This window comes from Mucilaginibacter psychrotolerans (assembly GCF_004519315.1).
Taxonomy (GTDB): Bacteria; Bacteroidota; Bacteroidia; order Sphingobacteriales; family Sphingobacteriaceae; genus Mucilaginibacter; species Mucilaginibacter psychrotolerans.
In genome coordinates, this window is the sequence record NZ_SOZE01000002.1 from 272,917 (window position 1) to 292,444 (window position 19,528).

At 47.1% G+C, this 19,528-nt stretch carries 17 protein-coding genes; 6 read left to right on the top strand and 11 right to left on the bottom strand.

The window, feature by feature from the left end; all coding sequences use genetic code 11:
- Positions 1-5 precede the first annotated feature (5 nt).
- The 5 genes from E2R66_RS03325 to E2R66_RS03345 all read right to left on the bottom strand — a co-directional run bounded on the left by E2R66_RS03325 (position 6) and on the right by E2R66_RS03345 (position 6,624).
- Positions 6-2,201, bottom strand: a complete 2,196-nt coding sequence (locus E2R66_RS03325) for a M56 family metallopeptidase (RefSeq protein ID WP_133226387.1) — start codon at positions 2,199-2,201, stop codon at positions 6-8.
- Positions 2,198-2,560, bottom strand: a complete 363-nt coding sequence (locus E2R66_RS03330) for a BlaI/MecI/CopY family transcriptional regulator (RefSeq protein ID WP_133226385.1) — start codon at positions 2,558-2,560, stop codon at positions 2,198-2,200. The genes E2R66_RS03325 and E2R66_RS03330 overlap by 4 nt, the downstream gene beginning before the upstream one ends.
- Positions 2,561-2,758: 198 nt before the next feature.
- The gene (locus E2R66_RS03335) at positions 2,759-3,139 is read right to left on the bottom strand and encodes a hypothetical protein (RefSeq protein WP_133226383.1); all 381 of its coding nucleotides are present in this window, start codon (positions 3,137-3,139) and stop codon (positions 2,759-2,761) included.
- A 217-nt stretch (positions 3,140-3,356) separates the two neighbouring features.
- Entirely contained in the window at positions 3,357-4,634 is a 1,278-nt protein-coding gene (locus tag E2R66_RS03340) for a DUF3472 domain-containing protein (RefSeq protein ID WP_133226381.1), read from the bottom strand.
- Between the two features lie 31 nt (positions 4,635-4,665).
- On the bottom strand, positions 4,666-6,624 hold the full coding sequence (locus tag E2R66_RS03345) for a beta-galactosidase trimerization domain-containing protein (RefSeq protein WP_133226379.1): 1,959 nt from the start codon (positions 6,622-6,624) through the stop codon (positions 4,666-4,668).
- Between E2R66_RS03345 and E2R66_RS03350 the strand changes: the two genes are divergently transcribed.
- Positions 6,616-7,323 (top strand): 2OG-Fe(II) oxygenase, encoded by a 708-nt coding sequence (locus E2R66_RS03350; protein ID WP_240049225.1) that lies wholly within the window; start codon positions 6,616-6,618, stop codon positions 7,321-7,323. The genes E2R66_RS03345 and E2R66_RS03350 overlap by 9 nt on opposite strands.
- 29 nt (positions 7,324-7,352) lie before the next feature.
- On the opposite strand, the gene E2R66_RS03355 is transcribed toward E2R66_RS03350, so the two are convergent.
- Positions 7,353-8,039: a hypothetical protein gene (locus E2R66_RS03355; RefSeq protein ID WP_133226377.1), complete on the bottom strand. Its 687-nt coding sequence runs from the start codon at positions 8,037-8,039 to the stop codon at positions 7,353-7,355.
- Between the two features lie 246 nt (positions 8,040-8,285).
- Here E2R66_RS03355 and E2R66_RS28245 point away from each other — a divergent pair, with 246 nt between their 5' ends.
- Positions 8,286-8,432 carry a hypothetical protein gene (locus E2R66_RS28245; RefSeq protein ID WP_158288325.1) on the top strand — a complete coding sequence of 49 codons (147 nt, stop codon included), beginning with the start codon at positions 8,286-8,288 and terminating at the stop codon, positions 8,430-8,432.
- Positions 8,433-8,503: 71 nt separating this feature from the next.
- On the opposite strand, the gene E2R66_RS03360 is transcribed toward E2R66_RS28245, so the two are convergent.
- On the bottom strand, positions 8,504-10,438 hold the full coding sequence (locus tag E2R66_RS03360; RefSeq protein ID WP_133226375.1) for a tetratricopeptide repeat-containing sensor histidine kinase: 1,935 nt from the start codon (positions 10,436-10,438) through the stop codon (positions 8,504-8,506).
- 141 nt (positions 10,439-10,579) lie between these two features.
- Between E2R66_RS03360 and xth the strand changes: the two genes are divergently transcribed.
- Positions 10,580-11,353 carry an exodeoxyribonuclease III gene (xth, locus tag E2R66_RS03365; protein ID WP_133226373.1) on the top strand — a complete coding sequence of 258 codons (774 nt, stop codon included), beginning with the start codon at positions 10,580-10,582 and terminating at the stop codon, positions 11,351-11,353.
- On the opposite strand, the gene E2R66_RS03370 is transcribed toward xth, so the two are convergent.
- The gene (locus E2R66_RS03370; protein WP_133226371.1) at positions 11,350-11,733 is read right to left on the bottom strand and encodes a VOC family protein; all 384 of its coding nucleotides are present in this window, start codon (positions 11,731-11,733) and stop codon (positions 11,350-11,352) included. The genes xth and E2R66_RS03370 overlap by 4 nt on opposite strands.
- Before the next feature lie 164 nt (positions 11,734-11,897).
- Here E2R66_RS03370 and E2R66_RS03375 point away from each other — a divergent pair, with 164 nt between their 5' ends.
- The gene (locus tag E2R66_RS03375; RefSeq protein WP_133226369.1) at positions 11,898-12,185 is read left to right on the top strand and encodes a PH domain-containing protein; all 288 of its coding nucleotides are present in this window, start codon (positions 11,898-11,900) and stop codon (positions 12,183-12,185) included.
- Between the two features lie 8 nt (positions 12,186-12,193).
- On the opposite strand, the gene E2R66_RS03380 is transcribed toward E2R66_RS03375, so the two are convergent.
- The gene (locus tag E2R66_RS03380; protein WP_133226367.1) at positions 12,194-12,931 is read right to left on the bottom strand and encodes a GNAT family N-acetyltransferase; all 738 of its coding nucleotides are present in this window, start codon (positions 12,929-12,931) and stop codon (positions 12,194-12,196) included.
- Positions 12,932-12,990: 59 nt separating this feature from the next.
- Here E2R66_RS03380 and E2R66_RS03385 point away from each other — a divergent pair, with 59 nt between their 5' ends.
- Both E2R66_RS03385 and E2R66_RS03390 read left to right on the top strand, forming a co-directional pair.
- Complete coding sequence (locus E2R66_RS03385; RefSeq protein WP_133226365.1) at positions 12,991-13,800, top strand: tRNA pseudouridine synthase A; 810 nt, start codon at positions 12,991-12,993, stop codon at positions 13,798-13,800.
- An 8-nt stretch (positions 13,801-13,808) separates the two neighbouring features.
- Positions 13,809-15,923 (top strand): alpha-amylase family protein, encoded by a 2,115-nt coding sequence (locus E2R66_RS03390; protein WP_133226363.1) that lies wholly within the window; start codon positions 13,809-13,811, stop codon positions 15,921-15,923.
- A gap of 166 nt (positions 15,924-16,089) precedes the next feature.
- Here E2R66_RS03390 and E2R66_RS03395 read toward each other — a convergent pair whose 3' ends face one another.
- Positions 16,090-18,039 (bottom strand): amylosucrase, encoded by a 1,950-nt coding sequence (locus E2R66_RS03395; RefSeq protein ID WP_133226361.1) that lies wholly within the window; start codon positions 18,037-18,039, stop codon positions 16,090-16,092.
- Between the two features lie 25 nt (positions 18,040-18,064).
- The gene (locus E2R66_RS03400) at positions 18,065-19,423 is read right to left on the bottom strand and encodes an MFS transporter (RefSeq protein WP_133226359.1); all 1,359 of its coding nucleotides are present in this window, start codon (positions 19,421-19,423) and stop codon (positions 18,065-18,067) included.
- Positions 19,424-19,528: the final 105 nt, after the last annotated feature.

The following is a 19,528-nucleotide window of genomic DNA, read 5'->3' on the forward strand; positions in this document are numbered from 1 at the left end:
TTTACTTAAAATGCAGCCTTCAGCGAAATGTATTTGTTGATATCGTCGGATTTGAAGCCTTTCTCTTTCATTTGGGTAATGTACTCCGGTGTAATGCCCATGGCCTTTAAGGCGGTGGCATCATCAAGCGATACTTTGAACCCGATAGCCTTGAAGCCTTTAAGATATTCAGGCGTAATGCCGAGGGCTTTTAAGCCGCTGGCGTTATCTACGCTGATGTTGCCATAGCCCGCATCTTTAAAACCGTTGAGATATTCGGGCGTAATACCCAATGCTTTCAAAGAAGAGGCTTGGTCTACTGAAAGTTGTTTATACCCCGCCGCTTTAAAGCTTGCCATAAATTCGGGAGTGATCCCTAATGATCTTAGCGAGATGAGATTGTCGGCAGAAATATTGTTATAACCAACAGCCTTAAAGCCGTGGATATAGGCCCCATCAACGCCAACTGCTTTCATGCTGGTAAGGGTGGCTGCCTGTAGGTTGGTATAGCCTTCTTTTTTTAACGCGTTGATATAGGCATCATCAACATTCAGTGCTTTAAAAGCAATCATATCATCAGATGATGCATCGGCCTTAACTACGCCCGGCTTTTTGTTGGCGGTTTTAAATTTGCTGATGTATTTACCATCTATACCCTGCGCTTTAAAGCTTACCAATTTATCCCAGTCTACTTTTGGGTAGCCGGCTTTGCGTATATCGGCAATAAAGGGGCCGGTGATACCCATTGCGCGGCCGGTTATCAGCTGTTGTAGGGTGATGTTGGGGTAGCCATTTTGTTTCATCGAGCGGATGTATGACTCATCAACGCCAAGTGCCGAACAGGCTATTACATCATCTTTTGAGGAGGTTTTATAGCCATTATTCTTTAACATGGTTACATAATTCTTCTTGATATTGAGGAAGAAGAACGCCATTTCATCATCCTGGTTCACGCCGGAGATACCTTCGCCCTTCAGGAACGTAAAGTATGCGGCATCGCGGGTAAACTTGTACTTGCCGGCACCTTTACCACCATCGAACCGACCTGTAAATTGCATTACGCCGGCTTCGCGTACCAATTTAAATGCACCCTCCTGGCCTATTGGCAATGCGGTAAATTCGCTCACCAGAAAGTTGGAGTTGCTCATATTGTTTTTGTCATCGACTTCGTAAAGTTTAAGCTCCAGCTTGTTCCCTACAATCGTTGCTTTCCAACTGCCTTCCTCACGGGTGACGGGCCTGGTATCCCTGGCAGCCATGGTGTTTACATCTAGTTTTATGCCCGATATGGCGGGCTCATTTAATGCACATACCAAAAACGCCATCATGGGCAGCAGGAACAGGTATTTCCAGGCGGTATGTATGTTGGATTTTTTTGCGTTCATCATAACAATTCGTTTTTTTAAGAGTGATTGATTATAGTTGGTTGTAATTCTTAGGGATAAGTTGGGAACGGATACCTTCAGCAGGTTCATCTGGTAATCGCTGCGCTCTACGGTTGCATCGTGCAGCACTTCGTTATCGGCCAGGTACTCCAGGTTGCTTTCTACCTCTTTGCGATACAGCCAGGCAAAAGGGTTAAACCACTGGAAGGTCAGCATCAGTTCGGCCAGGAGCAGGTCTACGCTGTGACGTTGTTTAATGTGCACTTTCTCGTGCAGCAGTATCTGGTTGAAGGTTTCGGGCTCGTACTTAGCGGGGTTGATGTAAATGCTGTTGCCAAAACTGCAAGGCGCTTTATCGTCATCCAGCTCCACGATGCGGAAAGCACCGTCCTGTATCACCGGTTTGCGATACGATTGATAAGCCAGCACGCACAATTGCAGCAACAAATTTGCGCCGAATGCTGCCACACCGAACCAATAAAGATAAACCGCCCATTTAGTAATGCGTTGCATTAACGGCATCTGCGGCTCTGCAACCGGCTCAGTCTTTACCGCTGGTAAGTTTTGTGTCTGTGGCTTTTCGCTTGTGGTTGGCGCAAATTGAGGCAGTTGAACGGCTACCACCGGTGTGCTGGGTTTGGCAGCAGGTAGTTGCGTGCTATCGCGTAAAGCCCATTGCTGCGGTACTTTTACCAGCGGTAACAGGAATGCCATGGCCAGGCAACCAATGAGTACTGCTCGGTTTAAGCTGTAATAAGTTTCTTTTTGCAGCAGCAGTTTGTAAAACAACAGGCAAACGGCCAGCAGCAGGGCCACGTGTAATACATAAGGTATCATTTCTTGTTGGATTTAATGAGGTTTACGAGTTCGTCCAGTTCCGTGTCAGATATCTTTTCTTCTTTGGCAAAAAAGGCCAGCATGCTGGGGTACGAGTTGTTGAAGTACTGGCTCACGATATCTTTCATGGCGTGCTTCTGGTACTCCTCTCGCGATATTTTTGGGTAATAGTTGTAAATGTTGCCCACCGTTTCATGATCCAGAAAGCCTTTCTCTTCCAGTATCTTCACCATGGTAGCAACTGAGTTATAGTGGGGCTTCGGGTCGGGTAGTTCGGGAATGATTTCTTTGATATAAGCTTTGCCCAGGCTCCAGAAAGCCTGCATAATTTGTTCTTCGCGTTTAGCCAGTTTTACCATTATTCTAATAATTATAACGCAAGCTAATACTAATGAATTAGTATTACAACTAATGAATTAGGATTGTGTTGGAAATCTTATATAATGTGCTGGTAATTAGCCAAATAAAATTTATGGGTAATGCTTGTCGTAAAACACAAAGCACAAAAAAAGCCGCAATCACTTGCGGCTTTGTATATCTAAAAAATCAGGGGAGGCTTAAATGAAGCTCAATCCGCAGGCAATAAATACATTTAACAATAAAGCAGCCGAGCAGATGTTTACATTGCGGCGTGTACTTACATGCGCCATTTGCACATTTACTTTTTTAAACCAGCGGTTGTTTAACAGGATAAGGTGATTAACCAGTAAAAAGAAAACCGCGCCGGTTACTATGGCAACGCAGGCACCAAGGCCAACGTTTATCAGATGCCCTTTAATCAATAGTTTGGTAACCAGCATTGCGTTGGTAAGCAATACCACCAGCAAAAAGCTTACGTTGAACATCGATTTGAATTGAGGGATGCTTGTACCCTGCCCGAAGTTTTTGAAGTTCCACCTGTAAAACGCTACATAAATGGATTGATAGGCTTTTTGCATAATGTGTGCTGTTTAAGTTAATAGATACTTACCGTTTGTTCGACGATTTCGTTTACAAATAGTTTAACGTATTGCTGTTTGTTTTGTTATGCAATTTAAAATTAAATTTTGGAAAAGGCAACTTATGCCGTATAATAATTTTTTTAATCTAAACATAATCGTAAAAGAACGCTACAATTACTTAATGACGATAGCTAAACTAATCTTGTTCCGCCGTCTATTCTTTAGGCAACGTACTGAAATCAATCACCGGAGCCACACCGTTTGTGGCCCTTTTAAAAGGTGTTTTCAAGGGCACCAACTCATCAAAAAAGCCGCCGTTCTTTAAAAAGAACATATTGCCGTCGATACCGCCTGCATAATCTTTACGGTAGTTGGCGTTTGCCGTGGCATCGCCGGTATAAAGTGCGCCGGTTACCTCGTGCCAATTGTTGTTACTATCGCCCAGCCATTGGTTTTTGAAATTAGCCAGGCGTATCTGGTCGCCGCTATCGGGTTCAAAATTTTCGACGAAGGAATACAGGTCGTCTAAATAGGTTTTGGTTTGCGGCCTGCTGAAACTGGCTACCAGCAGCCATTTACCGGCGGCAATATCTTTAAACCATGCCGTGTAGGTTGTGCTTTTGGTAACCTTGTCCGGTTCGGCACGCAGTAAAAAAGCATACGTTTTGCCGGCCTGCCATGGGTATAGCATATAACTTTGCCCGCCCGAGCCTTCATCGCCAAACTCACCGCCGTGTACATCAGCACCTTTTTTCAATAGTATAACTTTCAGGCTGTCGGGTATAGTTTTAGGGTCGTCTGTAGTGAATGGGCTCCATACCGAGAACAGTATCCGCCGCTCGGTAGGCGAATTAACCTGCATGCCGAAGTAGCCGCTACTAAAGCCATCGGCCATAAAGTAGGAGCCTATCACATCCATTTTGGCGGGCACGCTTATCTCGTTATAAAACCATTTTACGTCTTTTTTGATAGCTGAGGGGATATCGAACCGCAGATGCACAGATGGCCCGCGCCTGCCGAAATGATAAGAGGTGCCGGCTTTTACGTACGTAAACTTATCTGCATCCTTTGCGCCCTGCACAATCAAATCTGATACGATAGCATAAATGCTCCCTGTTTTACTTAACCCGTTCAGACTTATTTTTACGTGACCCGCTTGCAAGATATCCACCTTACCAATAGCGATGGTATCGAACCCGGCATTGCTGATTTCTTTTATAAAAACCATTTTGCCAATGGCGATGCTGATTTTGCTTTTCCCGGCGGGCACGCGCAACCGTAACGATAAATTGAGCTGTTGTTGCGCGGAAGGCACCCTAAAGTAAATATTGGCAGTTGATTTTGGGCTGGTCCACTGCATTAAGCCGTCGTCTGTTATCAGCGCGCTACCGTTAACCCAGGCATTGCCGCCAATGGGGATGATGATTTTTGGGGCATCGGCAAAGGCCACTGAACTTACCAGGCAGGCTACTAAAAGCAATAATTTTTTCATTTAATAAGGGGATAATGCCGCTAAAATAAAACTATTCCCATTTAATTACCATAGTTTCCTCTGTATCAATACTGATATGATTGCCGCCGGTTTTGCCGCCTTTGTTGGCAAATAATACCATGGGCCCGGGCGACGCAGCCTGCATCAGCAGATTAAACTCTTTGCGCACAGGAGATTTGTTGACGATGATGGTAATCGTGCTCAAGCCACTTCGCAAGGTTTTCATCAGCACGTACTTCTGCGGCGATTCGAACAAAAAAGGGATATTCATTGATGGATAGTCGAGCACTTCTCTCAGGAATCCATTAAGGCATGTATAGTCTTCCGGTATTCGGCTTCCTAAACCAACCATCGTTGGTATCCACCAGGCATGGCCTCTACCATAGTTGTTCTTCACCGCCCAAACCTCATTGCCCTTGCTGGCTATTGCCTTGCCTGTTGTTGGGCGTAGCTGCCCCACCCATTGGAACGCCGGCAGTAAAACGCCGGCAACTGTAATATCCTCTATATTATCGATGGCTTTATACTCCAGTATATCTGCACCGAAAAGTTTTCGGAATGGAGAGCCCAACCGTGTGAGCGCAACGGCGTTTTCATCGTAATACCCGGTGAGGCCATCGGCAATTAATTTGCCGCCGTTTTGCACAAACGCATCGAGCAAAGGCCAGTATTGATGTGGGATGGCTATTTGATGCGCGAGGATGATGGCAACGCCGGTAAAATCTTCTCTCGAAAAATCAAATTCGCTTATTTCCTTAAAATTTGCCTGGATGCCGGCCTCGCTCAGCGCCTCAAAGTAAGCCAGGGCCGATTTCATAACCCCACCCTCATCCCGGCCTTCGTAACTTTTGCCGCCGGTTTGCAGTTTCTTTTCCACCCAGAGCGATTCGCGGGTGTAGATGATATTGATGCCGGATTCTACAACTTTAGCGTTTTCAAACAGGTCAGGACTGGTGTTCACTACAGCTATAACTTCTGTTGCCGCCAGCAGCCGGTTGCTGGGTTCGTTCAGGTAATTCAGCATGGCCCATTCGCCGGCCTCAATGCCTGATGAGCGCGGGTTAAGGCACCAGAATATGGCACCCTTACTTTCGGCACTAATGGCTATCCAAAGCCACTGGCTTATTTCTTCGGCACTTGGGCAAAGGGCCAGGAAACCGCTGTAGGTATTGTTGCCACCCTGCAGTTCGGTCATAAACCAGGGGATATCTCCCGCGCCCGAGCGCAATATTTCGCAATTGGCCGATACGGCCATGGCATATTGCGCCCTTTTAAAATAATCAAAGTGCCAGCTGGCGTGCGCCGAGCCGCCCAGGCTGGTGAGGAAACCGCGCCAGGCCGGGAAATCATACTCCGCTACGTTCTTAAATATGGCGTGGTTGTTTACATGGATGATACTATTGGGATGGTATTGGTGTATTTCATCTGCGAGCCATTTTAAAAACCAGGTATTATAGTACAGGTGGAAACGTTCATCGGCAAAATCGAAATGGTCGTACCCTTTGCTGGTGTATTCCGGGTGCGCCTGCGCGGCTTTCCATTCCTGGTATTTATCTGTCGTAAATTGTTCCTGCGGAAAATGCCCTACACCCGGCTCATTCACCGGCACCCAGCCATAACAGGATTTGAATTGTTTGAAGTGCGGCACTACATTTTCGACGTACTTTGCAATAGCCACCAGGTGGTCCTCATCCTTCGGGAATTTCAGTCCGCCTAAATCGGTAAAAGCAGTAGCGGGGAACAGGTTGCCATATATTTTAATGCCGTACTTATCGGCTGCATGGTAAGCAATGTCAAACAAGGTAAAATCCCAGCTGCCATCGGGCTTATGCATATACGTTTCAAACAGGCGGATACGGGTAACCGTCATGCCGGCCTCCCTCAGCCGCATGAACCATACATCAATTTCCTCTGCCGTTTGCCCGGGCTCAATAAAAACCTCGGCACCTATCATCAACGGGGTGGCCTGTTCCTTTGTAGTATGCTGCATAACCGTATTAACCTGATTGGTAGGGAATGGTTTGATATGCAGGGCATACCACTTATTAAACCTACCTTCACCAAAATGCAGGACCGCGCTTTGCGGTGCACCCAATTGGAACAAACCTTCAGCGATTTTGTCGACTCCTACCTGGATACACACGTAGGGATATCAGAAAACTTCTTAAGCACCGCACTTTCGGGCCATTTAAAGGATAACCTCGTGTGTTTATTTGAAAACAAACTGTTGCTGGCCGCAGGCACCGGGAACGAAACGTTGGTGGCGCACAATAAACTGGTGAGGGGCGATAGTATCTATTGGCTGGGCCGGGAGCATAACGACCCGCACGAAAATTCCTTTTTTGATTTGATGGACGAATTTGTAGAATATCTTAACCGCACGTGCTACACGGGCATCACCGGTTATGAGTTCCATTATAACCTGTACGAGGAAGGGGCATTTTATAAGAAACATATCGACCAGTTCCAGCAGAATGGTACACGCGCCTATTCCATGATTATGTACTTGAACGCCGATTGGGTATTGGCGGATGGTGGCGAGCTATGCATCCATCATGCGGGCCGCGAGCAACTCATTGCGCCTACCAACGGCAAAAGCGTATTTTTTAAAAGCTCCGAAATGGCGCACCAAGTAATGCAGACCAACAAAGCCCGCATGAGCATTACCGGCTGGTTAAAAGTGAATTGAAAATAGGAGCGCAGAACTGCGCTCCCATCTTACTTATATTCGTATATAGTGGAATAGATAGACACCAAATTCCCTGCGCTGAAGTTCAGGCTCACCATGTTGTACCGTTGGTCATCTATAACAGAAACAAAATACCACTGCCGCGAAGCGCTCATCGATGGATCGTAAACCTTATTGATATCTTTATTAAAAATAGAGATGCGTTCAAACTTGTTCACATAGGCCGCTTGTTTCTTTATATTGACGAGTTTTTGATAAACCCCGCCAATCGGATCGCCAACGGTAACAGAAGCACTCGCACCGTTTATTAAAGGCCATCTTTTTAACCCAACGCCGTCATTTGTCCATACCGATTTCACCTTATCATCTTCAAAATAAATTTGGATGCCCGTACCCGTTCCAAGCGTTTCGTCTAAATAGATACTGGTGTACAAAGGCAGCTTATCCTTCAGCGTCTCCAGGCTAGTAAAAACATTGCCAACTATACTGAGATTCCCAATATGCCTCTCGATCTTTATCTCCTGTATTCTGGAATAAAGGGCCGAGGCCGACTGGCCGACCGTTAAACCCCACTGGCCGCCGCTGTTAAGCGTATCGCTCGAAATTATTTTTGGCGGTATTGGGTCTACGGTTATTAAAGGCGTTTTTGTGCCCGCTTCTTTTATGCAGGCCGAGAACAATAGCGCTATCAATAAAAGGGTGAATTGGTTTTTCATGAGGTGTTTAGTTATGTATAAATACGCGCAGTAGCAGAAAAACGCTACAGGGCGTATGCGATAATTCCAGCCGCGAATGCTGCGTATTTTGTATTGCTTTTTTATCGCACTGCCCTAAAATTGTATAGTTTACTATACGCTAAAAAAGCATTTTAAAGGGTTTTACGCTATTTTAAACGGAGGATAGACTTCGCGTAAATTTGGCATCGTTATTATACTAATTGAGTAACTTAAAACATTACCGATATGAAAACTTCAGTACAAACCACCATCCTGTTAAAAGCATTCGATATTGAATTGAAAAGAATTATAGATGCCGATTTGGCTAAATACAAAGCAGAACAGCAGCGTAAGAAGAACCTGTCGTTCGTTAAACAATTGCTGGCCGCCTAAGCAACATTTCAGCATACATCAACTCTATATATAGCAAAGCCTTTGCCCTACGCGGCAAAGGCTTTTGCATTTCATGCCTGGCAAGCTTTAAAGTAGATAATAAATTCAGAGCCCATGCTTGGCTGGCTATTCACCTCCATGCGGCCGCCGTTTTCTTCGGTAAATTGCTTTATCAGCATCAGCCCGAGGCCGGTGCCTGCTTCTTTATCGGTGCCTTGTTCAGATATGGCCTTGCCGGTTACCTTAAAAAGCTTATCCAGTTTCTCTGCCGACATGCCCACGCCGTTGTCTTTAATATGCACCGCGTGCATCCCCGGCGCTTCGGTATAGAAAACCTCAATGATGCCATTCTGCGGCGTAAATTTTATGGCGTTACCCACCACATTTTGCAGGATGATACGCACATGGCCCGGGTCGGCCTGTATCCGGATAGGGGCGGTTACAGTATGTAGAACCTGCTGGCTCTTGTTTTTGGAAAAAAAGCCAAACACGGATAATACTTCATTTACCATGGCAACCAAATCAATTTCTTCCAGGCTAAGCTTTCCGCCCATTTGCTGGCTGTTGGCCCATACAAGCAGGTTATTGATCATACCGGTAACCAAGGTTACTTGTTTGTAAAAATCTTCGAAAACAGTATGCTGCTCATCTTCATCCAGGTCGCCGTAACGGATAAGCTCCAATGCCTGCAATATCGATGCGAAAGGACTGCGTAAATCGTGGCCTATTACCGAGAACACCTGGTCTTTGGTTTGATTAATAGCCACCAAGGCCTCTCGCTGACTGGATATTTCTTCTTTTTGCAATGCAATCGCCGCATTGCTGGCCATTAATTCTTTGTTCAATGCCGATTTATGCTTGATGCTGCGCACAATAACAAACAAAATGATTACCATCGATAATGCAAATAACGACACCAGCGCAATAAGCAGGCGGTTAAGGTCAATAGATTGCTTGTTGATCTGATTTTCTTTTAACAGTTTTAGGTTTTCGGCTTTCTTTTCCTGCAGGTGCCGGTAGTTTATCTCTATTTCTTTCGCTTCGGTAAACAAACTATCGGCGTAACGCTTGGAGTTTGCTTCGCTGGTATATGCATTTTTATAATCGCCTGTAGCAGCATAGCTCTTGGCCAATATATTGTAGGCGCGTTGTATGTCCCACCCGGCCTTAAGGCTTAGCGAAAGTGCCAGGCCTTTTTCGGTATTGGTCACGGCCTCCCGGTATCGGTCCATGGCATAATAGGTTTGCCCGAGGCCCGAGTAGGCGAAGCTCTTTTCCCAGTTGTCCTGATAGGGCTTGTAGTTGAGTGCCAGCGTATAATGCTTCAGGGCCAGTGGATAGTTGCTGGAGTGGTAATACGTTTCGCCCATCCGGTTTAAAATCATCTGGATGGTGTGCCAGTCTTTTATCTTTTCGGCAATAGCCTTGCCTTTTTTAAGGTGTATGAAAGCCTTATCAAACTGCTTTATCTCATCGTAACACAAACCGATATTGAAGTTATTGCCGGCGATGCGCGTGCTGTCTTTCAGCATTTCGGCGTAGGTCAATGATTTTTCGAACTCGGGTATGGCATCGTGCATCCTATCCTGTGCCAGGTAAATAAGGCCCTTGTTGTTGTACGATGCGCCAATGCCTTTCTTGAAACCTATTTTCTGGCTGATAGCCATGGCCTCGTCTGATGCGCTGAGCGAGGGGAAATACGAGCCTAAGATATAATAGGACCGTGCTATGTTATTCTGCGCGCTTGCCGTGCCTTTATCAAAATGTTGGTTTTTGGATAATTGAAGGGCCTCTTTGGCCAGCAACAGGGCACTATCGGGGTTTTGGTAGAAATACTTTTCGGCCAAGGTATTCAATAGCACTACACTATTGGTATCTGTTGCGTAACCGGGTTTCATCCTGGCATTCTTTAACTGGGCTAGTGCAGTAGTGGGTGTTTGCCCCTTGGCACAAAGCGAGATAAAAAGCAGCGAAATGCAAGCGGGTATCAGATAGTTTTTGCCCATAGTAGTTAAGGGAGAAGCAGCCGCCCTAATATGCGAATAAAAAAATAAAACGGTAATAATTAATACGGCTACGCTCTGTAACTTTTATGTGTTGATCTCATTCGATAGCTTTGCCATAACTAATGCCATACCCTTGCCTATATGAAAATAGCCACCTATAATGTTAACGGCGTAAATGGCCGCTTACCTGTACTACTGCGCTGGTTGAACGAGGAACAGCCCGATGTGGCCTGCCTGCAGGAACTGAAGGCTCCGCAGGAGAATTTTCCGCTGCAGGCGATTAACGATGCCGGATACAATGCCATATGGCATGGCCAGAAAAGCTGGAACGGTGTAGCCATATTGGCACGTGGTATGGACATACAGGAACGCCGAAAAGGACTGCCCGGCGATGAGGACGACAGCCAGAGCCGATACATAGAAGCATTGGTAAATGACGTGGTGATCGCCTGCCTGTACCTGCCCAATGGCAACCCGGCACCCGGCCCTAAATTTGATTATAAGCTTGCCTGGTTCGAGCGGTTGAAGATACACGCTGCCGAGCTGCTGGCATCGGGCCTGCCCGTGGTGCTAACCGGCGATTATAATGTGATGCCTACCGAGTTGGATGCGTATAAGCCCGAGCGATGGGTAGAGGATGCCTTGTTCAGGCCGGAAACGCGGCTTGCTTTTAAAACGCTGGTGGAGCAAGGCTGGACAGATGCCATCCGAAAGCTGTACCCAACGGAGGTTATCTATACCTTTTTCGATTATTTCCGCAACGCCTATGGCCGTAATGCCGGTTTAAGGATAGACCACTTTTTGCTTAGTCCGCAGGTGGAGGGAAGGCTAAAGACTGCCGCGGTTGACCTTCACGTACGTGGATGGGAAAAAACCAGCGACCATTGCCCCGTGTGGATAGATCTGGCAGATTAGCTATGCTCGGGCCTGCCGAAAAAAAGCACATAGCCGTTAATGTCTACTACCTCAAATCCGCGTAATCCATCGTCATCATCCATCAGGTGTTGCCGGAAAGGAACGTCGGCGGTTTTATACTCTTGGTATAATGCATCCGGGTTTGCTGTGTTAATGTAAGCATCCCAACGGGCCCAATCGTATTGTGTTGAATTAGGCCTGGGCATACCATCTCCCTTTAACATGATAGAAATACCGTCGCGGCCCACCATAGTAAAAAACGGTTCGTCTGCCGGGGCTATGTGCCAAATGGCAAAACCCAGCATCTTTTCATAAAAACCCAGCGAGGCTTTTAAATCGGCCACGATAAAAAAAGGCGAAACACTGTTGAGGTTTTGCATGGCTATATTGTTAAGATTAGGAAGCAGTTAATGGATAAAGCGTTATCACAAATATAAGTTCCTGGGAAATAAAAGCAACCCCGATTTTTTAGCGCAATCAGCTGTAACAATAAGGCCATGTGTGCGTTCAATGAGATGTATTAAAAATACCTGCCACAACAACTATGAAATACATCGCATCGCGCCTCTCAGAAGGCAATAAGATTTTCCCAGCCGAAATTTACATGGAAGAAAACGGCGTTACGGTTAAGATACCCGGCCTGTTCAGCGGTGATACCACCACCATTGCTTACGAAAGCATCTCTGCTGTTGAGATTGATACGCCCATGATCGGTTTCTCGACTATACGCTTTTATCACAGCGGCAATAAGGTAGAGGCACACGGTTTTAGCAAACACGATGTGGAAGAAATAAAAGGCTACATTGAAAGCGGCAGAAGCCGCGCGAGGTAGCCTTACCCTTATTTTTTAATAATATAAAAGTGTATGGTTTTGCGCGTGGCAAAACCAAGGCTTTGGTACACGTGGATGGCGCGGTGGTTATCGCTGCGTACATGTAAAAAAGGTGTATCGCCCGCCGCGAGGATGCGCTGTGTCTGAAATTGCAATACCTGTTTAGCATAGCCGCGCCCCAAATAATCGGGATGGGTGCAAACGGCACTTACTTCGGCATAATTGAATACATGCATGCGCTGCCCGGCCATCGCCACCAGCTTATCACCGTCCATTACGCCATGGTAATGCCCAAATTCTATGGTCCGCTCGGCAAAAGGGCCAGGGTTGGTGAGCTTGGTTAAGGACAGCATCCGGGGTATATGCTTTTCGGTTAATGGCGTAAGCGAAACCGATGAAAGCCCCGTATCCCGCCCATCATGTACCATCTGCAGGCATTCTATATATACTATTTGCTGCCAGGGCGCCGGGATTTCCGCTTCCACCGGGGAAATAAACCCGAAGGGCCTGCCAACTTGCGCCACCTCATATAGTTGCTGGAAATTTTCGGCCGTATTTTCCCTAAAGCCCACGAAGGGTGATACCTCGGGGTCAAAATATTTCACCTTATCTGTACCCATCGCCAGGTTACTATTGCCTGATAAAAGGGCATTCCAGGCGGGATTATCTAATACGTGCTGCATTTTATACGGCTGCTTTTGGGTGCCGGCAATAGTACAAAAATCGGCAATATGCTTTGTATGCAAAATGTAAAACCGACATTAACACGGGCAAATGTTTATTTTAGCCAGCTATACATCACCCTTTGCGCTACTTTTTTCATATCGGTTACCTCGGCACCCATTACCACGGCTGGCAAAAACACCCGGATGGCATGAGCGTACAGCAGGTTTTGGAGGATTGCCTTAGCCAGGTTTTTAAAAAGCCCACGTACATCACCGGCTGCGGCCGCACTGATGCACAAGTGCACGCCAGCCAGTTCTTTTTCCATTTAGATGTGGAGGCTGCCTGGGATTTCGACTTGCTTTTCCGGATGAATAATATCCTGCCGGATGATATTTCGGTTTTTGATATCCTACCGATGGAAGGCTTGCCCCATGCACGTTTTGATGCCATTGAGCGCAGTTACGATTACTTTATCCATACCTACAAAGACCCTTTCCTCAGCAATTTCAGTTCGATGTATTTGGTGGCGAATTGGGACATTGCCAGCATGCAGCGCGCCGCTGGTTTATTGCTTAATTATACCGATTATCATGCTTTTTGCAAAATGCCGGGCAGGAACGAGCATACCATCTGCAATATCAGCGAAGCAAAGATTTATACCGATAGCACGGGCGATAAACTGCGCTTTCGTATCTCGGCAAACCGCTTTTTAGGGCGGATGGTGCGCATCATCACCGGCAAACTGATAGAGATAGGCACCGGAAAATTAAGCGTTGACGAGTTTGAGGCGCACCTCATTAACCCGCAATTACCGCAATTGATAAAACCGGCCTATCCACAAGGATTGTATCTGAGTAAAATAAAGTACCCTTACCTGGATGCCCCCACACGCAGCGATTTTACCCAAATGCTTTCCGGTTGCGCCAATGGATGGGTAAGCAATAGTTAAACTATCTCATGAAGAAATTAGCCTATATCCTATTATGCCTTTTATATTGCCTGCCGGTAAGTGCTCAAAAAAAATCGGCAGCGGTTAATGAAAAGTTTTGGTGGAAACGGAACAACCTCCGCGTAATCCAAACAAACCTGCCCGGTTATGAGGCGGCCACCCTTAACCCTGATTCATTGGTAGCCGATCTTATTCACTTTTCGGCCAATACGCTTATTATCAATGCGGGCGGTATTATGGCTTTTTATCCTACAAAGCTCAAGCTGCAATACACCAACCCTTATATGAAGCCCAATACGCTTCGCGATGTCATCAGCAAATGCCACCAGAACGGTATCAAGGTTATCGTTCGGTTCGATTTTAGTCGGGTGCACGAAAGCATCTACAAGGTCCATCCTGATTGGTGCTACATTTCGCCAAAAGGCGAGCGGATCATCAACACCAATATGTATGCGGTTTCCATCAATGCGCCTTACGTGCAGCAAGGAGCCTTTGAAATTATTGGCGAAGTGATGGACATGTACCCCATCGACGGCATTTTTCTGAACATGCCGGGCTACCAGGTAAACAACGCCTACGAAGGTAAATACCTGGGCATCGACCAAAACGAAGCCGACAAAAAGCGCTTCTTTGAATACAGCCACGGACTAACCCTTCCTACAGAAGAAAACCCAACCGACCCGGCATATATCAAGTACCTGGAGTTTAAGAAATACACCGGCGATGATTGGTCTAAACGTTTATACGATTTGGTGAAAGCCAAAAACAAGCAGGTAGCCATCTGCACTTATACCGATAATTACGTGGATATCATCCGCCACGAATCGCAGGCAAACAGCGGCTTGCCTTACTGGCCCTATACCGCATCCGATAATGTAAACAACGCCACGCACTCTTTCCCAACGCATATCATCAGCAATGCCAGCATCCAGCAGATCGGGTTCCAGTCGCGCTATAATGCCGTGGAACCTGCCGAAGTGGCCATACGCCTGTATGAGAACATCGCCAACGGCTCGGGTCTTGACCTGAGCATGATGGGCGATATGCGCGGCTATGAGGATGAACGCAATTATGGCGTTATCAGCAAGATATACGCTTTCCATAAAAAACACGAGGCATACTTTGGCAACTACGCATCCACTGCAAAAGTGGCGCTCATTTCGCCCGGACTATGGCCGGGTGGACCGCCCATGCAGGAATACCGGGGTATACAACTGATGCTGAAGGAGGCCCACATCCCCTTCGATATCATCTTAAGCGAGCAGATAGAAAATCAGGCGGATATCCTAAAAAGATATGGGACGATTATTCTGCCCGAAACAACGGGGTTAACCTCAGCTGCGATACAGGCATTAAAGGATGCGCTGGCCGGCGGCACCAGCCTCATTGCCACCAACACCGCGCTGAGCGATAACCCGCAGGCCCTCCTTGATATTTTCGGGGCAAAGGTGCTTACCAAAGAATACGATGGCAGTGGCAATTACCTACAGCCCGATAATGCCTCAATTTTCAAACGCCTGAAATTGCAGCGGATGATTATGCTTAAATTCAACCTGGCACAATACGATTTCGCTGGGGCCGATAGCCATTATCTGCCTATCCTAAGCAAGGGCCGCCCCGGCCCGCCCGAAATTATTGGCGGACATACGCCAACCGGCCAATACGCCATGGCCACCAAGCGGACAGGTAAGGGCATGGCCGTAGTACTGCCTTTCAACATCGGTCGGATGTATTACCAAAACGGCTACCAGGAACACAAGCATATATTTTTGGATGTACTGGAGTATATTTATCCACAAGCCACGCAGGATATTGTCACCAACGCGCCCGAAAAGGTAGAGCTTATCTTACAGCGATATGGCAAGAATGATGCACAGGCCAATGGCAATAAAAACGACGGCTTGATATTGCACCTTATCAACCTCACAGGCTTTAGCGGGGCAACCTACTTTGAACCGCTGCCCGTATATGGCATAACTTTCAAAATCCGCTGCGATTTTAAACCGAGGGAAGTGGTATCGCTGGCCACGCATCAGCCCATAAAATTCACTTACCAAAACGGAGCTGTTGGCTTTACCGTAAAAAGTTTGGCCGATTATGGAGCGGTGTTGATAAACAGGTAAACGAAGCCAGCTACACAAACGTCATGTTGTCCGTAGGACTCCTTCGGAGAACTTGTTTCAACACCCCATCATAAAAGTAGCCACTTTGCTGAGCCGATCTGCACGCCCCCCACCCGTCCCGTGGGTTCCTGAAATAAATTCAGGATGACGGCGGGGTAATATATTCTTAAACCACCTCGAGCAAATGAAAGCCGTAAGGTTTTATAATCAGATAATCCTCGTTACTGCCAACGGTAAATTCCTGTTCGGTCCAATGGTCGTATAGGGTAACAAGGGTGTTGTTATGCTCTTTAAAGGCATACCACGTTAAGAAGGCCGCATCCGCACCGAAGTTGAATATGCAGAACAATTGCTTATCCCCGTGTTGGCGCAGGTAACCTGCTACATGAAAGTTATAGGGTGTGAGCCACCTGAGGTTTGAATAATCAGCCACAACCGGCAGTTTCCGGCGAATGCTGATAAGCTTTTGCGTTGCCGCGAATATTCTTTGTTCGAGGGTGCCTGCTTTATCAATCAGTTTGTTCTTTTTCCAATCGATAACGGGGCGGTGCATCCAGCGGTTATCATAGCTTTTGCCGGGGTCGTCTAAATACGAGTAATCGTTGGTGTAACCCAGTTCGTCGCCATAAAACAGCATCGGCACGCCACCTAAAAAGAAACTGTGGGCCTGCATCAGCAGTATCTTGTCGATAGCGGTTTCTATGCCTGGTTTATCCTTTTCGTTCAACGCCTTCTCCAGCCCGCACATCGAAGCCAGCGAGCCGCTTATCCTGGCATCGCCGGTTTTATGGTTAACGGAGAATAATTCGCCGGTGGCCGGGCTGCCGGGGTATTTGCCCGAGTAATACTCCCACAAAAACTTACGGTGTTCACGTGGTTCAAAACCGGCGGCGCTGATAATGCTATCGTCATACGCCAGCCCGATATCATCATGGCATCGGGTGTAGGTTATCCAGGTAGCACCGTAAGGTTTCTGCGCAATATCGTGCTGGGCGCCCAGCATCACCCGTGTATTACCGGTTGCCAGCATATCCCATTGCAGCGCCATTTGGGTAGCGTTGTAGGCAAAATCGCATTCCTTGCCTTTGAACAGGCCGCTGCCAAAATACTTCATAATATCGCGTGGCGCAGCTATAGCTTCGGCCAATAAAGCCATTCCGGGTGTAGCGGTCAGTACGCATTGTTTTATCAGGCGTAAAATGGTGTGCGTTTCGGGCAGGTTTTGACAAATGGTGCCAATTTGTTTCCAGAGGAATATCGGGGCATCTATCCGTAAAATATCTACGCCCAAATTGGCGTAGTATAATACATTATCCAACATATCAACAAATACCGCAGGGTTGGTATAGTTCAAATCCCACTGGTAGCTGTGGAAAACAGTCATCACCCATTTATTGCACTCGGGTACAAAGGTGAAATTTCCGGGTGAACTCTCGGGGAATATTTCGGGCATATGCTGCTCAAAAGCCGTCGGGATGGGGCTATCTGCATCGTACATGTAAAAATAATCCTGGTATTTGGCATCGCCTTGTTTGGCTTTTTCGGCCCACTCGTGCCGGTGCGAGGTATGGTTCAGCACAATATCCAGCATCAGGTACATATCGGCGGCTATCATTTTCTGCTGCAAGCCTTCAAGGTCTTTGGTGCTGCCAAAACGTTTATCCACCTTGCGGAAATCAGATACGGCGTAGCCACCGTCGCTTTCGCCTGCAGGGCTCTGGAATATAGGTAGCAGGTGCAAGAAGTTTACGCCGAGTTTTTCAAAGTGGTCCAGCTTGTTGCCCAGGTTTTTAAGTGTACCGCAAAAGCGGTCTACATACAGGCTCATGCCGGTGATATCATTACTCAGGTACCAATTGCCCAGGGCTGCCTTTTCATCGTCTTTCCTTTTAAGCTCGGCTGAGCGCGAAATATGGGCGTTGATCACCGCATCTATCATGGCCTCAAATAAGGGTTCGCCAGCCGGATGTTTGCTGTATAGCTCGCTGTAAAGCTGGTTCATAGTTTCGGCGCTGGTGAGCAGGCGCACGTAAAAAGCGTTATCTGCGCCCCCTATGTCGAGCTTGCTTTTTTGTGCCGATGCGTTGATGAGCTGATGTAAATGCGGATTATACACGATTGAGATTTTTATACGTAAAACATTAATGACCGCCGCCCACGGGTATCGCTACTTCGTCGGTGTCGTTTGCTACATCTTTTTTGATGCGGGTTGTGGCTAGTGCAGCCAGCAATAATAACACGCCGGCAAAGCTGATAGCGTTTGCAGGGTCATCGCCAAGTAGGTGCTTGTAAATATAACCAAAGCTAAGGGTTTGCAATATCATGGGTACAACAATCATCATATTAATAATGCCCATGTACACGCCATAACGTTCTTTGGGTATGCTGCCTACCACCATAATGTAAGGCACACCCATCATGCTGGCCCAGGCCACGCCGAAGCCTACCATTGGTGCGAATAAAAGGGCCCTATCGGTAATATGCACAAGCAGCAATAACGCTATGCCGGCCATGGCCAAACAGGTGATATGTACATATTTGGCGCTGAACTTGCGCGCCAGCCAAACCAGCCCGAAGGCCGAGCAAAACGTTACGATATTGTAGAAGCCGTTTACCTGGCCCGTTAATACTACCGCTTGTTCAAATAGCTCTTTATTGCCGGTGGATGTGGTATGGAAAACAGATTTGGCAATGCTGAGTGCCACGAACTGCCAGTAGCAGAACATGGCATACCATTGGAACAGGTACACCAGCGCCAGCTTCCACATTACCGATGGCATGTCTTTTATGGCGGCAAAAATTTCTTTAATAGGTTCTAATGCACCGCGCTTGCGCGCTTTTAGCTCGCGCAGTTCCTCATCGGTTGGGGGTATCTCCGGCGTAGTGAGTACCGACCATACCACCGATACGATAGAGCAAACGGCACCCACGAAAAACGAACCGAACACCCAATAGGGGATGCCCGATTGCCCATCTGAGGTAGTCGTTTCGCCCGTGATGATGTTCTTGAAAAACCCAAGCGACAGGTTGGCCAGCGTAATGCCCAGGCCTGTGAAAAAGCTTTGGGTGAGGAAACCCATGGCGCGCTGCTTCTCGGGTAGCTTATCGGCTATAAAAGCGCGGTAGGGCTCCATGGCAGTATTGTTGGCCGCATCCAGTATCCACAGCAAACCGGCGGCCATCCACAATGTTTTACTGAACGGAAATGCGAAAAGGCACAGGCTGCAAAATATTGCACCGATCAGAAAGAAGGGTTTGCGCCGGCCGAAACGCGGGCTCCAGGTTTTATCGCTCAGTGCACCGATAATGGGCTGTATGAGCAGACCGGTCATTGGTCCGGCCAGGTTCAGCAGCGGTAGTTGATCGGGATTGGCGTGCAAAAAAGTATAAAGAGGGTTAATGGCACTTTGCTGCAATCCAAAACTATATTGGATGCCAAAGAAACCAACATTCATGTTGATGATTTGCCAGAAACTAAGCCTGGGTTTAATAAATGCCATAATAAGGGGTATGGTTAGTGTTTAATTGGTTGCGGAAACGCCCAACAATATACGATTAGCTTTTAACCCATGAAATTTATCGGCAGCAAAAATATTTTTTTATCT

Excerpts from the sequence above, each read along its gene's own strand:
- E2R66_RS03325 (WP_133226387.1), bottom strand. The coding sequence starts at position 2,201 with ATGATACCTTATGTATTACACGTGGCCCTGCTGCTGGCCGTTTGCCTG.
- E2R66_RS03330 (WP_133226385.1), bottom strand. The coding sequence starts at position 2,560 with ATGGTAAAACTGGCTAAACGCGAAGAACAAATTATGCAGGCTTTCTGG.
- E2R66_RS03335 (WP_133226383.1), bottom strand. The coding sequence starts at position 3,139 with ATGCAAAAAGCCTATCAATCCATTTATGTAGCGTTTTACAGGTGGAAC.
- E2R66_RS03340 (WP_133226381.1), bottom strand. The coding sequence starts at position 4,634 with ATGAAAAAATTATTGCTTTTAGTAGCCTGCCTGGTAAGTTCAGTGGCC.
- E2R66_RS03350 (WP_240049225.1), top strand. The coding sequence starts at position 6,616 with ATGCTGCATAACCGTATTAACCTGATTGGTAGGGAATGGTTTGATATG.
- E2R66_RS03345 (WP_133226379.1), bottom strand. The coding sequence starts at position 6,624 with ATGCAGCATACTACAAAGGAACAGGCCACCCCGTTGATGATAGGTGCC.
- E2R66_RS03355 (WP_133226377.1), bottom strand. The coding sequence starts at position 8,039 with ATGAAAAACCAATTCACCCTTTTATTGATAGCGCTATTGTTCTCGGCC.
- E2R66_RS28245 (WP_158288325.1), top strand. The coding sequence starts at position 8,286 with ATGAAAACTTCAGTACAAACCACCATCCTGTTAAAAGCATTCGATATT.
- E2R66_RS03360 (WP_133226375.1), bottom strand. The coding sequence starts at position 10,438 with ATGGGCAAAAACTATCTGATACCCGCTTGCATTTCGCTGCTTTTTATC.
- xth (WP_133226373.1), top strand. The coding sequence starts at position 10,580 with ATGAAAATAGCCACCTATAATGTTAACGGCGTAAATGGCCGCTTACCT.
- E2R66_RS03370 (WP_133226371.1), bottom strand. The coding sequence starts at position 11,733 with ATGCAAAACCTCAACAGTGTTTCGCCTTTTTTTATCGTGGCCGATTTA.
- E2R66_RS03375 (WP_133226369.1), top strand. The coding sequence starts at position 11,898 with ATGAAATACATCGCATCGCGCCTCTCAGAAGGCAATAAGATTTTCCCA.
- E2R66_RS03390 (WP_133226363.1), top strand. The coding sequence starts at position 13,809 with ATGAAGAAATTAGCCTATATCCTATTATGCCTTTTATATTGCCTGCCG.
- E2R66_RS03400 (WP_133226359.1), bottom strand. The coding sequence starts at position 19,423 with ATGGCATTTATTAAACCCAGGCTTAGTTTCTGGCAAATCATCAACATG.